This window comes from Streptomyces sp. NBC_00207 (assembly GCF_045160965.1).
GTDB lineage: Bacteria > Actinomycetota > Actinomycetes > Streptomycetales > Streptomycetaceae > Streptomyces.
In genome coordinates, this window is record NZ_CP130715.1 from 7,159,744 (window position 1) to 7,174,431 (window position 14,688).

General features: G+C 75.1%; 11 protein-coding genes. 8 read left to right on the forward strand and 3 right to left on the reverse strand.

The annotated features are described in order from the left end of the window. The first annotated feature begins 44 nt into the window (after nucleotides 1-44). The 3 genes from OG472_RS33375 (at nucleotide 45) to OG472_RS33385 (ending at nucleotide 2,517) form a co-directional block, all read left to right on the forward strand. Nucleotides 45-992 (forward strand): oxidoreductase, encoded by a 948-nt coding sequence (locus tag OG472_RS33375; RefSeq protein WP_401612620.1) that lies wholly within the window; start codon nucleotides 45-47, stop codon nucleotides 990-992. Nucleotides 993-1,096: 104 nt separating this feature from the next. Next, nucleotides 1,097-1,315, forward strand: coding sequence for an FAD-dependent oxidoreductase (locus tag OG472_RS33380; RefSeq protein WP_405942342.1), 219 nt, complete (start codon nucleotides 1,097-1,099; stop codon nucleotides 1,313-1,315). 119 nt (nucleotides 1,316-1,434) lie between these two features. Continuing rightward, nucleotides 1,435-2,517 carry an FAD-dependent oxidoreductase gene (locus OG472_RS33385; RefSeq protein ID WP_405942343.1) on the forward strand — a complete coding sequence of 361 codons (1,083 nt, stop codon included), beginning with the start codon at nucleotides 1,435-1,437 and terminating at the stop codon, nucleotides 2,515-2,517. 48 nt (nucleotides 2,518-2,565) lie between these two features. Here the strand turns inward: OG472_RS33385 and OG472_RS33390 are convergent, their stop codons facing one another. The 3 genes from OG472_RS33390 to OG472_RS33400 all read right to left on the reverse strand — a co-directional run bounded on the left by OG472_RS33390 (nucleotide 2,566) and on the right by OG472_RS33400 (nucleotide 5,108). Continuing rightward, entirely contained in the window at nucleotides 2,566-3,201 is a 636-nt protein-coding gene (locus tag OG472_RS33390; protein ID WP_401612611.1) for a VOC family protein, read from the reverse strand. A 212-nt stretch (nucleotides 3,202-3,413) separates the two neighbouring features. Beyond that, nucleotides 3,414-4,016, reverse strand: a complete 603-nt coding sequence (locus OG472_RS33395; RefSeq protein WP_401612608.1) for a TetR/AcrR family transcriptional regulator — start codon at nucleotides 4,014-4,016, stop codon at nucleotides 3,414-3,416. A gap of 120 nt (nucleotides 4,017-4,136) precedes the next feature. Further along, the gene (locus OG472_RS33400) at nucleotides 4,137-5,108 is read right to left on the reverse strand and encodes a trypsin-like serine peptidase (RefSeq protein WP_405832594.1); all 972 of its coding nucleotides are present in this window, start codon (nucleotides 5,106-5,108) and stop codon (nucleotides 4,137-4,139) included. A 203-nt stretch (nucleotides 5,109-5,311) separates the two neighbouring features. Between OG472_RS33400 and OG472_RS33405 the strand changes: the two genes are divergently transcribed. From OG472_RS33405 to OG472_RS33425, 5 genes are all read left to right on the forward strand, one after another. Then, complete coding sequence (locus OG472_RS33405; protein ID WP_405942344.1) at nucleotides 5,312-6,391, forward strand: phosphatidylinositol-specific phospholipase C domain-containing protein; 1,080 nt, start codon at nucleotides 5,312-5,314, stop codon at nucleotides 6,389-6,391. A gap of 111 nt (nucleotides 6,392-6,502) precedes the next feature. After that, on the forward strand, nucleotides 6,503-7,756 hold the full coding sequence (locus OG472_RS33410; protein WP_405942345.1) for a hypothetical protein: 1,254 nt from the start codon (nucleotides 6,503-6,505) through the stop codon (nucleotides 7,754-7,756). Next, nucleotides 7,753-9,861 carry a hypothetical protein gene (locus tag OG472_RS33415; protein ID WP_405942346.1) on the forward strand — a complete coding sequence of 703 codons (2,109 nt, stop codon included), beginning with the start codon at nucleotides 7,753-7,755 and terminating at the stop codon, nucleotides 9,859-9,861. Before OG472_RS33410 ends, OG472_RS33415 begins: the two co-directional genes overlap by 4 nt. Nucleotides 9,862-9,933: 72 nt before the next feature. After that, nucleotides 9,934-11,037, forward strand: coding sequence for an AAA family ATPase (locus OG472_RS33420; protein WP_401612696.1), 1,104 nt, complete (start codon nucleotides 9,934-9,936; stop codon nucleotides 11,035-11,037). Further along, entirely contained in the window at nucleotides 11,034-14,687 is a 3,654-nt protein-coding gene (locus OG472_RS33425; protein WP_405942347.1) for an SAV_2336 N-terminal domain-related protein, read from the forward strand. Before OG472_RS33420 ends, OG472_RS33425 begins: the two co-directional genes overlap by 4 nt. Nucleotide 14,688: the final 1 nt, after the last annotated feature.

The following is a 14,688-nucleotide window of genomic DNA, read 5'->3' on the forward strand; positions in this document are numbered from 1 at the left end:
CTGGGTCTACCCTCGGTAACCCACCGCGACCCGAGGGAGCCGCCATGCCCGGCTGGAACGCCAGCAAGATCCCCGACCAGAGCGGCCGGACCGCCGTCGTCACCGGGGCCAACAGCGGGATCGGCTACGTCACCGCCCGAGAGCTCGCACGGCGCGGCGCCTCGGTCGTGCTGGCCTGCCGCAGCGCGGCGCGCGGGCGGGCCGCGGTGGTCCGGCTGCGCGCCGAAGTGCCCGGTGCCGAGGTGGAGTTCATACCACTGGACCTCGCCGACCTGGCCTCCGTGCGGGAGTTCGCCGCCGCGTACGGTCAGCGGCGCACCTCGCTGGACCTGCTGGTCAACAACGCCGGTGTGATGGCGCTGCCGTACGGGCGGACCGCCGACGGGTTCGAGACGCAGTTCGGGGTCAACCACCTCGGGCACTTCGCCCTCACCGGGCTGCTGCTGCCCAGGCTCCGGGCGGCCGACCCCGGGGCCCGGATCGTCAACGTCTCCAGCGGCTTCCACGCACTGGGGAGGATCGACGCCGAGGACGGAGGCCTGGAGGCGCTCTCCGGCGAACACGGCTACCGCCGCTGGGTCGCCTACGGCCGCTCCAAGACCGCCAACCTGCTCTTCACGCACGAGCTGGGCCGCCGCTTCACCGCCGCCGGCTCCGCGATCACCGCCGCCGCGGCCCACCCCGGCTACGCCTCCAGCAACCTGCACTCCGGAGCGTCGAAGCTGGAGGGCCCGACCCTCAACTCGCGCGTGGCGGCCTTCGGCAACGCGGTCGTCGCCCAGCCCACCTCGGCAGGCGCGCTGCCCACCCTCTACGCGGCCACCGCGCCCGGGGTCGGGCAGGACGCGTTCATCGGCCCGCGGTTCGGCTGGCGCGGCGCGCCGGCACCGTCCTGGCGGGCGAAGTGGACCCTCGACGACACGTCCGGCGAACTGCTCTGGGCGGCCTCCGAGAAGCTCACGGGAGTCTCGTACGCATCCCTGCCGCGCTGATCCGCGCGGGCGCCCCCGGTATGAGTCCGTCCGCCCCCGGGGCGCCTCCGGGCGCCCCGGCCCGGGCCTGACCCGGGCGCCGCCCGCGCTGGAGACTCGGCGGCATGAGCGACGACGATACGGACAACCACCCAGACGTCCAGGACCATGCGGTGGTCCTCGGGGCGGGCGTGGCCGGCCTGCTGGCGGCGCGGGTGCTCGCGGAGCGGTTCGGGCGCGTGACCCTGGTCGAGCGGGACGAACTGCCCGAGGACGCGCCGGCGTTCAGGCCGGGGCTGCCGCAGTCCCGGCACGCGCACGTGCTGTGGTCGCGGGGCGTGTAACTGATCGAGGACCTGCTGCCCGGGGTCACGGAGCGGCTGCTGGCGGGCGGGGCGTTCCTGCTGGACAGCCCCGGGGACTTCCTCTGGCTGAGCCCGGCCGACTGGTTCGGTTCCACCGGGTGCCGGGGGCGAAACTGCTCGTGGCCGGCCGGGAGCTGCTCGACTGGACGGTGCGCCGGGAGGTGCTGCGGGACGAGCGGATCCGGCTCCGCTCCGGCAGCCCGGCCACGGGGCTCGTCGGCGCGCCGGACGGCCGTTCGGTGACCGGCGTGGAATTCCGCGAGGGTGACCCGCTGGCCGCGCGGTTCGTGGTCGACGCCACCGGACGGACCTCCAGGGCCCCGGCCTGGCTCGCGGCCCTCGGGCACGCGGCCCCGCAGGTGACCCGGTACGACTCCCGCCTCGGCTACTCCAGCCGGTACTTCGAGGTGCCGGAGGATCCCGCGCGGCGCTGGCACGGGATGTACGTACAGGGCCGCCCGGACGTCCCGCGCGGGGCGGTGCTCGTCCCTCAGGACGGCGGCCGGTGGCTGGTGACACTCATCGGCAACGGCGAACACGCCCCGCCGACCGACGACGACGGGTTCCTCGACTTCACCCGGAGCCTGCGCAGCCCGGCGCTCCACGACGCGATCCGCGGGGTCACACCGCTCTCCTCGGCCACCGGGTTCCGCGCCACGGCGAACGAGTGGCGCCACTACGAGCGCATGGACCGCTGGCCCGCGGGCTTCGTCGTGCTCGGCGACGCGGCCTGCCGGTTCAACCCGGTGTACGGCCACGGGATGACGGTGGCGGCACTCGCGGCCGACGTCCTGCGCAAGGAGATCCGCGACCTGGCGCCCCGGGACGTCCCGGCGGCCGCCCGGCGGATCCAGCGCCGGACGGTGGCCGCGTCGGAGGTGGCCTGGCAGATCGCCACCAGCGAGGACCTGCGGTACGCGGAGACGGAAGGCCCGCCGGCGGACCGGGCCACCCGGATCCTGCAGCGCTACATGTCCCGCGTGATGGTGGGCGCCAACACCGACCCCGCCGTCTCCAGCCGCTTCTTCGGCGTGCTGTCGCTGTCGACCTCGCCGAACGCCCTGCTCAGCCCGGGCACGGTGGTCCGGGTCCTGTCCGAGTGGCACCTGCCGACCACACCGACGGCCACCGCCTACCCACCCCACCACGACCCGCCCCAGGTCCGGACCCTTCAGGCCTGAAGGGTGTTGCAGACAGCCGGCTGCTCCCGCGGGGCGGTCGGGCCCTGGTCAGATCGTGACCGGGCCGTGGGCGGTGGCGAACTCGACCGAGACCAGGCCCGGTTCCTCATCCTCGACCCAGGTGACGTCGATCTGGTCGAGGGGGTGGTCGGCCGGTTCGCCGAGGAAGTCGGCGATGGAGGCGGCGTCGCCGGCGATGGAGACCCCGTGGATGGTGGTGGAGGTGCGCGGGTCGGCGCTCGGGCGCTCCTCGACGGGGACCAACCACTGAAGGAAGTAGGGCAGTTCCGGGTCCTCCAGCAGTTCCAGCAGGCCGATCTGCTTCCACCTCAGGTCGAACCCGTCGGGGCGGACACGGTGGCCCTCGGCCGAGGTGCGGCCGAGGCGGGCCTCGACCGGGGCGATGTCGTCGACGGAGACCACCCAACCGAGCCAGCCGCCGCCCTCGGCGGCGCGGCGCGCAACCGCCTGGCCGAAGGGCGCGCGGTCGGCGGCGGGGTGGTCGAGCGTGGTGACGACCTCGACGAAGGTGCCGCCGCTCAGCGGGAGAATGAAATTGCGGGTGCCGAATCGTGGGTGCACGCCCCCGTCGACGAAGCCGGCGCCGAGAGCCGATCCGATCCACTGGACGGTCGAGACGAAGCTGTCGCGGGCCACCGCATAGGACACGTGATCAAGTCGCACTTCGCCATCATCACCCGACAACCCGCACAAATCTCCACGCCACGCCCGCCGCCCCGGCCGGGTCCGCCGTGGATTCAGCCGTGGAGCGGATCGATCACCGTCATCCCGGCGGGGGAGGCCCGGTCGAAGCCGGGCAGCAGCGCTGCCGCCTCGTCGAAGCCACGACCTGCTCGACCAGCCGCTGCGGGGCGAGCGCTGCTGCCACGGGACGGTCAGGCCGGGTCGGGGCTCAGGGAGCGCCAGATGTGGTCCGGGAGGTAGCGGGCGGCCTCGGTGAGGTCGATCTCGTAGGTGCTGGACAGCCAGCGGCGGGCGGCCTCGGCGAGGGGGCCCATGACCAGGACCTCGATCACCGGGGCCGGCAGGGGGGCGATCTCGCCGCGCTCCATGCGCACCCCCAGCCACTGCATGATGGCCGCGAACTTCTCGGCCTTGGCCGCGCCGATCTCCTCGGCGTGCGCCACCAGGTAGCCGGAGTAGGCGGAGGCGTGCAGGAACAGTGCCACGTCCCGGTGCTCCTGGGTGAAGGCGAGGTAAGCCGCCACCCAGGACCGCACCCCGGTCCGGGCCGTGCGGCACCGGGTGAGGGCGGCGACCATGTCGTCGCACAGCATGTCCATGCACCGAATGTAGAGCGCGGCGGCCAGGCCGTCGAAGCTGCCGAAGTGGTGGTAGAGGCTGCCGAGGCTGACCCCGCTGGCCGAGACGACCGCGTTCACCGTGAAGCCCTGCTGCCCGGACTCGGCGAACACCCGCAGTGCGGTGGTCAGGAGGAGGTCGACGGTGGCTTCGCCGCGTTGTTGCTTGGGAGTCATGCTGCGGTCCCGTCGGTGTGCGTGGTGCTGTCCGGAATCTGCGCCACCGAGCCTAGCAAGATCGCGGAACTGGAAGACCTTTCTAGAAAGATCCTTTGTGATTCCTCGCGGCGACGCGGGTCAGGGCCTGGTGGACCGCTCGTAGAGGGCCTTGGTGTCGTCGCCGAAGTAGATGCTGTACGAGGTCGTGTCGTCGCCGCCCCCGTCGCGGCCGCCGATCACCCCGATCAGGGTGCGGCCGTCGGTCAGCACCGGGCCGCCGCTGGTTCCGTCGGGTACGTCCGCGCAGTCCAGCCGCAGCTGCGTCGGCCCGGCGGCGACGGCGGTGTTGCGGCACTCCAGCGGCTGCTCGGAGAAGTTCGGGTAGCCCGCGAGCCGTGCGGGCGCCGGCAGCCGGGGCCGGAAGGCGATGGTCTGGGCGCCGGTGACGTCCTCCAGCCGCTGGCCGGGGTAGCCGGGCCGGCGCAGCCGGAGGAAGGCGATGTCGTGGTCGGGGTCCTGGCCCTCGGTCCAGCGCGGGTCGACGTCGATCCGGGTGGGCACCCAGACGCCGTACGGGGCCACGCCGTCCCGGTAGCCGGGGGCGAAGGCGAGGTTGGTGCGGAACCCGCCGCCGTACACGCAGTGGGCGGCCGTCGCGATGAGGTCGCCGCCGGGGGAGTGGACCACGACGGCCGAGCAGTGGTGGTCGGGGTCGCCGTCGGGGCCGGGGGAGAAGAGCGCGCCGATCGCGGGCTCGGCGGGGGCGGGCCGGGCCTCCAGCGGATCGGAGGGGCTCCATCCGGCGGTCCGCCAGTTCACCGGGCCGGCGCCGTCGGTGAAGGCCTTGCCGTCCGTCGGCGGCTCCGTGGCCTCCCGGACGATCCCGTCCAGCACGGCTGCCGCCGTCTTGTCGGCGCGCTCGGGGTCCTGCTGGTAGGTGCCGCGGGCGGGATCCCCGTCGGCGCGGTTGGCGGCGATGCCGCGCAGCTCCCAGGCGGTGTACCCGAGGCCCGCGAGGGCCAGGGTGCAGAGCAGGCCGACGAGTACGGGGCCCCGTACGCCCCGCCCCCGCTCCCGCCCCCGGTTCCGCTCGTGAACCCTGCTGACCATCTGGTACTCCCACCCCACCGACGCTTCTGACTCTTCGTTCGATGGGGGGACGGCGGCGCGGGTTCCGGGAACCGGACGTGTCCGTGCTCACAGCCGACCGTGTTGTCGTGTGCGTGTCATCCCCGGGTCTTCTGCGGGCCACGCAACCGCCCTACGCTCCAGGCGACTTGAGCAACCCCACCTTGATCGACAGGAGCCAGGGTATGAGATTGCGGAAGCGGACGGCGGGTGCGGTGACCGCCCTGTCGGCGGTCGTGGCCCTCGCGCTCGGCACCGCTCCGGCCGGTGCGTCGGGCGGCGCGCCGGCCCTCGCGTCCCCGGCGGGGGCCGCCGAGGACCTCCCGTACGCGGGATCGACCGGGGTCGGCGTGCACAACGCCTACGACAAGGCCAAGTACCCGTACTTCGCGGACGCGCTGGACTCCGGCGCCGCGATGCTCGAACTCGACGTGTGGACCAACTTCTTCGGCAGCTCGTGGCGGGTCTCGCACAACAACCCCTTCGGCAACGACAACAACTGCGAGAACGCCACCACCCCCGCCCAGCTGCGCACCAAGAGCCGCAACCAGAGCCTGGCCGGCTGCCTCGCCGACATCCGCAGCTGGCACGACGCCCACCCCGGCCACCGCCCGGTCGTCCTCAAACTGGAGCTCAAGGACGGCTTCGCCGCCAACCTCGGGCGCGGCCCGGCCGACCTCGACGCGCTGCTCACCGGCAAGCTCGGCGACGCCGTCTACCGCCCCGGCACGCTCGCGGCCGGACACCCCGACCTCGACACCGCCGCCCGCGCCGGAGCCTGGCCCGGCCGCGCCGCCCTGGCCGGGAAGTTCATCGTGGAACTGATCCCCGGCACCGTGGAGGAGGGCAACGCCTCCGACACCCTGTGGACCGACCGCGAGTACGCCACCCACCTGCGCTCCCTCGCCGCACAGGGCCGCCTCGGCCAGGCCGCGGCCTTCCCGGCCGTGCACCGGGCCGAGGCGGGGGACCCGCGCGCCCGCTACGCCGACGCGTCGCTGCGCCCCTGGTTCGTGATCTTCGACGGGGATGCGAGCGCCTACGCCGGAGGCGCCGTCGACACCGGCTGGTACGACCGCAACCACTACCTGCTGATCGCCACAGACGCCCACAGCGTCGCCCCCGCCATCGACTCCACCCGGCCGACCGAGGCGCAGGCCCGCGACCGCCTCGCGCTCCTCGCCGGCCACCACGCCTCGATCGCCTCCGCCGACTGGTACCCGCTGCCCCAGGTCCTGGCGACGGTGGTGCCGCGCGGCCGCTGAGCCGCAGCCGCCGAGCCGCCGGCGTCCCGAACTCCCCTTTCCATGCCCCTTGTTACCCGCACGGCGCTATGGTGCGGGCGGGGGCGACTGTACGAGGGGGGCGGGGCGGCGATGCGTTTTCTGTTTGTCCACGGCACGGGGGTACGGCGCGAGCGGCACGACCGGCTCTTCGGCCTGGTCCGTGAGCGGCTGACGGCGAGATTCCCCGACGCGGCCGTCGAATCCTGTTACTGGGGCGACCGGTTCGGGGCGAACCTCGGCGCGGGCGGCCGGTCCGTCCCCGGGCTGCGGCGGCCGGGTCGGGAGCCCGAACCCGACCCCGTGGACGCGGAGACGGCCGAGTGGGCGCTCCTGCTCGCCGACCCGCTCTGCGAACTGCGCGTCCTGGCCGAGGCCGGCTGGGAGAGCCGGGACGGCGGGGACGCGGAAGACGACGGCTTCGCGATGCCCGGCGTCCAGACCGCCGGAGCCCGGGTGCTCGGGTCGCTGGCCGCGTTACCGCCCGCGCCGCCCCGGGCCGGGGACGAACTCGGCGCACTGCTGCACGGCACCGGTCTCGCCGAGGGCTTCGCCGCCGCCCTGGAATCCACCGCCCGCTCCGCCGAGGCCGCCCGCGCCGGGGAACGCGCCGCCGGCGAGCCGCAGGCCCGGGAGGTGGCCACCGCGCTCGCCCGGGCCGTGACCGCCGCCGCCCTGGCCCGCGCCGGAGCCGAGGCCGACTGCACCGGCGCCGAACGCGACCGCCTCGTCGAGCTGCTCACCACCCGCCTCGGCGGCGACGCCCGGGTGCCCGGCGCCCGCGCCGCCGCCGTCCTGGGACGGCTCGCCCTGCGCGTCACCACCCAGCCCCTGCTCAACGCCTGGCGCGGCTCCCTCACCGTCGGCGCCACTCCCGCGCTCGGCGACATCCTGCGCTACCAGGCGCGCGGCCACGACCTGCGCACGTTCCTGCACGCCCGGATCGCCGCCGGCCCCGGGCCGACCGTACTCATCGGCCACAGCCTCGGCGGGATCGCCCTGGTGGACCTCCTCGCCCTCGCCGCTGCCCGCGGCGAGGCCGTCCCCGGGGCGGAACTGCTCGTCACCGTCGGCTCCCAGGCCGCCTTCCTCCACGAGCTCGGCGCGCTGACCGCGCTCGAACCGGGCGCGAAGCTCCCGTACGGCTTCCCGCGCTGGCTCAACGTCTACGACCGCCAGGACGTGCTCTCCTACCTCGCCGGACCGGTCTTCCCCGGCGACCCGCGCGTCACCGACCACGAGGTCGGCAGCCGCCAGCCCTTCCCGGCCTGCCACAGCGCCTACTGGAAACAGGACTCCCTCTACGAGCGGATCGAACAGGCGGTGGCCGAGGCGGAGATCGGGTGACTCCCGCCGACTTCCTGCCCCCGGCCCTCGGGCCGCGGCGCACCTTCGCGCTCGTCGCCGGGATCGAGCGCTACGACATCAGCCACCGCTGGAACCTGCGCGGTCCGGCCCGCGACGCCCTGCGCTTCGCCCGCTGGCTGACCGGACCCGCCGAGGTGCCGCCCGGCAACGTCCGGCTGCTGCTGTCCCCGCTCGACGCTCCGGACGCCCTCGACTGGCCGGACACCCCGGCCATGGCCGCCCTGCGGACGGCGTACCGCCCGGCGACCGAGGAGAACGTCAAAGCGGTGCTGCTCGACGAACTCCCACAGTGCGACGGCGACCTGCTGTGGATCTTCTGGGCGGGACACGGCTACCTCGGCCCGCGCCAGGAGCTGATGCTGCCCTGCGCCGACGCCCGCCGCGGCCAGATCAGGCACCTCAACCTCGACTCGGCGCTGCGCTGGTGGCGGACCGACCTGGTCAAACCCCGGCGCTTCCCGCTCCAGGCCGCCCTCGTGGACTCCTGCCGGGTCGACGCGCCCCGCGACGCCCGCTGGAACTTCGGCACCACCGACTACGGCGGCGGCAGTTCGGTGCCGGGCCGCCGGCAGTTCCGGCTCTACGCCTCCCGGGAGGGCGAGGCCGCGCAGAACGACGCCGAGCGCGGCGCCGGCCGGTTCACCGAGGCCCTGCTCGGCGAACTCGGGCAGCGCAACGTGCGCGAGAGCGTCAGCGGACTGCCCGGCGCCGCCCTCAGCATCCACCGCGCCTTCCAGGAACTGCGCGAACGCGGCGAGGGCTGGCAGCTGCCGCAGTTCCTCGTGGACCGGGACTGGGACGCCTGCTCCTTCCTCGACGACGGCCTGCCCGGACCCCGGCTGCCCCGGGCCGCCCGGCTCGACCAGCCCGCCTGGGACGGGCTCGGCGCACTCTTCGAGGGCCGCGAGCTGCCGCGCTGTGCCCACGAGGCCTACGCGTGGGCGTTCAAAGTGGCCGGCTGTACCACCCCGGTGCGCGGCGGCCTGCCGGGAGACAGCCTCCTGGAGGTGGTCCAGGACCTGGACGAGCGCCAGGGCGGGCGCGGCGGGATGCCGCTGGTCGTGCCGTTCGTACGGTTCCTCGCGGACCGGGCCGCCGCGGCGGGCGACGCGGACTGGGCGGCCCGGCTGCGGGACTGGGTGCACGCCACCCGCGCGCGCCTCGTCCTGCCCGCGGTGCCCCCGCCGCCGCCCGCGCCGCGCCGGACCGTCGTGCACGTCCGGCTGGAGGCGCCACCGGACGGCGGGCCCGGCCACCTGGCCCGGATGTGGCTGCACGGCGAACGCGCCGAGCACATATGGGAGTCGGAGGGCGCACCGGTCCGGCTGGACACCGTACGGGAGGAGCTCGTACGCCAACTGGCCCTCATCGCAGGGGCGTCGGCAGACGGAGGGGAGAGCGGGCGGCGTACGCACGGCGCGGTGGACCGCATCGAGTTCCATGTGCCCTACGAGCTGCTGGACGCCGACTTCGACCAGTGGCCGGTGCCCCGCGGCCCGGCCGGCCGGCCCCGCGCCCTCGGCCTGCTCCACCAGGTGGTGGTGCGCTGCCCGCAGGAGCGGACGGACACCCGGGCCGAATGGCACACCTCCTGGCGCTGGCTGTGTGCCCAGGGCGGCCGGCACCCCGACGCCGTCCGGGTGGTGGAGGACTCCGGGGTCACGGACGCGCTCGGGATGGAACTGGCCGAGGGGCCGGAGCCCGCCTGCGTCCTGGCGCACACCACGGCCGCGCCGCACGCCGGACTGCTGGAAGCCGTGCTCGAAGGCGGCGTCCCGGTGGCGGTGTGGCGGCGCGGGGGCGGCCTGCCCGCGCCCGCGCTCCTCGACCTGCTCGCGCCGGCCGGGCCGGACGGCCGCCCCGACCCCGGCGCGCTCGACGTACTGGCCCTGCCCGCGCGCGTGCGGGAGGTGCGCCGGGGGGCCGCGAGCGCCGCATCGGCAGCCGCGAGCGCCGCCGCGAGCGCCCCGGACGCTCCTGTGGGAGCCGTGCGCGCCGCCCGCCAACCTCCCACGGGGGAAGACCAGTTGGTGCTCCTGTGGGACGATCCCGACGACATGCCGGGCCTCCGGTCCCTTGCCTGAACCCCCGACCCCCGACCCCCGACCCCCGACCCCCGACAGACCGCGACACCGACGATGGAGGAAGAGGCAGTGGTGAAGGACTGGTGGCTGTACCACGGGAGCGGCCCGGGCGGGGAGCGGCGCACCCGCCTGGAGGCCGGATCCCCGCCGCCCTGGCGGGACTTCACCGGCATCCCCGACCCGGGGTACGTGCCACCCGGGTGCGAGGGGCCGGCCTGGGAGCGCACCTGGCGGCGCGGTGCGGGCTACGTGCCCGACGAGCCGGAGAAGGACGTGGTCAACACGGCCCTTTACCTGCGCCGGCCGCTGCTCATCACCGGGAAGCCGGGCGTCGGCAAGTCCACGCTCGCCTACAGCATCGCCGCCGACCTGGGCCTGGGGCCCGTACTGCACTGGCCGATCACCAGCCGGACCGTGCTGCGGGACGGGCTGTACCTGTACGACGCCATCGGGCGCCTCCAGGAGGCCGGCCTGGACCAACTGCGCACACCGGGCGCGCAGCCCGCGGCCGCCGCCGACGTACCGCCCCCGCCCGACCCGGCCGCCGCCCCCGCCGGTGCGCCGTCCGCCGTCCCCGCCGCTGCCCCGTCGATCTCCCGCTACCTGCGCCTCGGACCGCTCGGCACCGCGCTGCTGCCGCAGGACCGGCCGCGCGTCCTGCTCGTCGACGAGATCGACAAGAGCGACATCGACCTGCCCGGCGACCTCCTCACCGTCTTCGAGGACGGCGGCTTCCTCATCCCCGAACTCGCCCGCCTCGCCCAGGAGGACCCCACCGTCGCCATCGGCACCGACGACGACCCCGACGCCGCCGTGCGGATCACCCAGGGCCTCGTACAGTGCCGGTACTTCCCCGTCGTGGTCCTCACCAGCAACGGCGAACGCGACTTCCCGCCCGCCTTCCTGCGGCGCTGCGTCCGCCTCCACCTGGAGCCGCCCGGCCCGGAGAAGCTCGCCCGCATCGTGCGCCGCCGGCTGGGCGTCGACATCGGGGACGGCGAGGAGTACCAGGAACTCGTCCAGAGCTTCCTCGACCGCGGCGAGGACGGGGACCTGGCCACCGACCAGCTCCTCAACGCCATCCAGCTGCGCCTCGCCGGCGCCTGGTCCGCCCCCGCGGACCGCGACCGCTTCCTCGCCACCGTCATGCAGCACCTGACCGGGCCGACGGCGTGATCGAGAGGCTGCTCGCCGCCTTCGCCGAGGGCGCCGACGACGACGGCGGACCGCGCACCGGCGTGGGGGCGGAGGAGATCGCCGACATCCTGTGGCTGGCGGCCCGGGTGGACCCGGCCGGGGCCCGCCCGCCCGGTGCGCCCGCCGCCGGCCCGGGCGGCGAGCAGCCGCCGGTCCCCGAACCCCCCGGGCCGGAGCCCGGTCCGGACACCCCCTCCTCCCCGGTGTCCGGCGGCCGGGACGCGGGCGAGCCCGCCGTCCGGTTCTTCCCGGCCTCCCCGCGCGAGCCCGCCGGAAAGCCGCCCGACGTCCACGGACAGCCGGCCGACGCCACCGCCGGCCGCCGGGGCTCGCCCGTACGGCTGCCGCGGGCCGCCTCGCTCGACGATCCGCTCGCCCTGATGCGCTCCCTGCGCCCGGTCGGCCGGCGCTCCATCGGCGGCCCCGGGGAGGAACTGGACGAGCAGCTCACCGTCGAGCGCAGCATCGAGCGGATGGTGCCGACCCCGGTCCTGCGGCCCGCCGAGAGCCGCTGGCTGGACCTGGCGCTGGTCGTCGACACGCACCACTCGATGCTGCTGTGGTCGGACCTCGTGGACGAGCTCCGCCGCGTCCTGACCCGCAGCGGTGTCTTCCGCGACGTCCGCACCTGGCAGCTCACCGGCACCGGATCCGGCGCCACCCCGATGGTCACGCGCGGCCGCGGCGGCCCGCCCCGCAACCCGCTCGAACTGGCCGACCCCGCCGGCCGCCGGCTGATCCTCGTGCTCTCCGACACCGTGGCGGGCGGCTGGCGGGAAGCCCCCGTGCAGGGCGTGCTCCGGCACTGGTGCGCGCACAACGCCGTGGCCGTCCTGAACGTCCTGCCCGAACGGCTCTGGACGCGCGGCGCCGTCCGGCCCGTTCCCTTCGCCGTCCGCGCGGACCGGCCGGCCGCCGCCACCCGCTCCTGGCAGCAGGTACCGGCCGCCCGGCGGGCCGGCGCCGGGCGCCGCCGCGCCGCTGCCGCCGCCGCGGCCGTCGTGCCGGTGGTCGGCGTCGCCTCGGGGAGCCTCGCCCGGCTGGTGCGCGTGGTCTCCGGGGACGGCCGGTGGCGGCGGCTGGCCTGCCTGCGCCTGGACGCGGAACCGGGGGCCACGGGCGCCCGGGAGGATCCCGCCCCCGTCGGCGGCGGCAGCGCGCTGGAGGTGGTGGAACGCTTCCGCGCGAGCGCCTCCCCGACCGCGCAGCAGCTCGCCGCCCACCTGGCCGCCGTACCGCTGACCCTGCCTGTCATGACGCTCGTCCGGCGCTCCCTGCTGCGCGACTCGGAGCACGGCCACCTGGCGGAGGTCGCCCTCGGCGGGCTCTTCGCCCCCTGGGGTGCCGAACAGGACGCCGAGGAGGTGGAGTTCGAGTTCCTGCCCGGCGTACGGGAAGCCCTGCTCGGCTCACAGCTGCGCGGGGACGTGGCCGCCGTACGGGAACTGGTGCGCCGCCGCGTCTGGGAGTTCATGTCCCGCAACCGGGGCACCGGACCGGACTTCTCCGCGATCCGGGTCGCCGCGGGGCGGGCCGGCCGCCGCCGGGTGGCCGACGGGGCGCTGCCCTTCGCGGCCGGGCCGCCGCCGGACCTCGAACCGGGCCTGCGGGACCGGGTCGTACGCGTCCGGTACGAAGGGACGCCGGAGCCGCAGGAGGTCGGCACCCTCCTGACGCCGCGCCTCGTCCTCACGGTCGGGGACACGCGGTTCCCCCGGGACGCGGTCGCCTGGGTGCGGGCCTACGACCGGGAGATCCCCTGCCGCGCGGTGTGGTGGGACGACGCACCGCCGCGGGTGTTCCTGCTCCTGGCCGACGAGGACCTGATGGACCCGGCCGCCTGGCCGGAGCCCGCGCCGCTGCCCTGGGCGCAGGCGGATCCTCGGGCCGCTCCGGTCCGGGTCGACGGCGTCACGGACCAGGGCCACCCGATTGCACTGACGGGCGAGGTGGTCCGCTACGAGGGGGACCGCAACGGCGAACTCGTACGGCTCTCCGCCGAGCCGGAGACGTGGACGCACTACCGCGGTGGACCGGTCTCCCACGGCGGCGAGCTGATCGGCATCGTCCACGGAGTCTGGCCGGACCGCATGGTGTTCCTGTCGGGCCGGGCCCTGCTGGACCAGTCGGACTTCAGAGCCGCCATGGCCGCACACGGCCGTACCCGCGCGGCGGACCGCTCCATCGTGTGCCTGGCGGTGCAGCCGGGTGACGACGGCGTGTACCCGACCGGAAGCTCGCCGAACGCGGAGGCGAGAGACTTGATGGTGCAGCTGATGGGGGACGCGGGCATCACCGGGAGGCTGGTCGGCGGTGAGGAGGGGGCGCCGGTGCTCGTGCTGCTGGACGCACCGGGCGCCCTCGGCAAGGCCGGCCGGCTGCTGTCCGAATTGCCGGGCGCCATGGCCCTGTTCGGTGATCGGAGGTCGGACGGCTCGCAACCCTCCCTCCGCGTGGCAGTGGCCGTGGGGCCGGCGGAGACCATCGCCGCGGGGAGCCGCGGGCAGATCATGTCCGAGGCGCGCCGGATCGTCCGACACCCCGGGATGAACAGGCGCCGGCGGCCGTCGGCGCACCCGGCCCCGGTCCTGGCCCTGTCCCACCCCCTGTACGAGGACCTCGGTGAGCTGCTCGGACCTACGGTGCTGCGCACGCTCGCGCCGCTCGGTCGCGAGGCGGAGGGCTGGGTGTGCACCGGCGATCCCGTGGAACTGGGCTGCGCCCTGGTGGAGGCCGATGAGCTCCCGGACGGCGGCATCGGCTGGCCGACCTGCGGCCTCGGCGCCTCCATGACGCTCCCGGCCGGGTGCGTCGGCATCCGGCTGCCCGGGTACGACCGGTGCCTGGCCCATCTGGAGCGCCCGGAGGAGCGCGTGTACCTGGGGGCCCTCGGGCCCGGATCACCGGTGGACTTCAGGGGCACCACCTTCGATCAGGGCCTGCTCCGGCGGCTCCTGGCCGCGCTGCGGGAACCGGGTCAGCACCCCGCCAGGCTCGGCCCCGCGGACTTCGACCGTGCGGCCTTCGTGGACGACTGGAACGAAGAAGGGGCTGAGTTCCTGGACCGGGCCTCATTCGTCCGGGCGCAGTTCGTGGGGCGGGCCAGGCTCGGGGGCTCCACCTTCGCCGGGCCGGTCTCGTTCGACGGTGCGGTGTTCCTCGGCGTCGGAGACTTCGACCGCTGCCGCTTCCACCGTGCCGCCATGTTCCGCCGCACGGTCTTCCGCGGCCTGGCGGGCTTCGCGGGCAGCGCCTTCCGGGACGAGGCCTCCTTCGCCCGGGCCGTGCTGGAGGGTTCGGCCGATCTGAACGGGATGCAGGTGGCAGGGAGGGCGGATTTCTCCCACACCGTGTTCCGTGGTCTGGCCGGGCTGAGCAGAGCCGGTTTCGCCGGACCCGTCTCCTTCGCCTCCGCGACATGGGAGCAGGGCCTGGTGTCCACCGGCGCCGTGTTCGAAGGTCCGGTGGACTTCGCGAAGGCCACGTTCCGGGGCCGGGTGCGTTTCGAGGGACTGAGTATCCGGACGAGCCCGCAGGACGGTCTCACCGACCAGCACGGCCGCTGGGACACCCACCGGCGCCCGGACGGGACGTGGGACGTCCACCTGCTCGACGCCGGCGACGACTGAC

What these genes read in the sequence shown, in the direction of transcription:
- OG472_RS33375 (WP_401612620.1), top strand. Translation starts at nt 45, where the DNA reads ATGCCCGGCTGGAACGCCAGCAAGATCCCCGACCAGAGCGGCCGGACC.
- OG472_RS33380 (WP_405942342.1), top strand. Translation starts at nt 1,097, where the DNA reads ATGAGCGACGACGATACGGACAACCACCCAGACGTCCAGGACCATGCG.
- OG472_RS33395 (WP_401612608.1), bottom strand. Translation starts at nt 4,016, where the DNA reads ATGACTCCCAAGCAACAACGCGGCGAAGCCACCGTCGACCTCCTCCTG.
- OG472_RS33400 (WP_405832594.1), bottom strand. Translation starts at nt 5,108, where the DNA reads ATGGTCAGCAGGGTTCACGAGCGGAACCGGGGGCGGGAGCGGGGGCGG.
- OG472_RS33405 (WP_405942344.1), top strand. Translation starts at nt 5,312, where the DNA reads ATGAGATTGCGGAAGCGGACGGCGGGTGCGGTGACCGCCCTGTCGGCG.
- OG472_RS33410 (WP_405942345.1), top strand. Translation starts at nt 6,503, where the DNA reads ATGCGTTTTCTGTTTGTCCACGGCACGGGGGTACGGCGCGAGCGGCAC.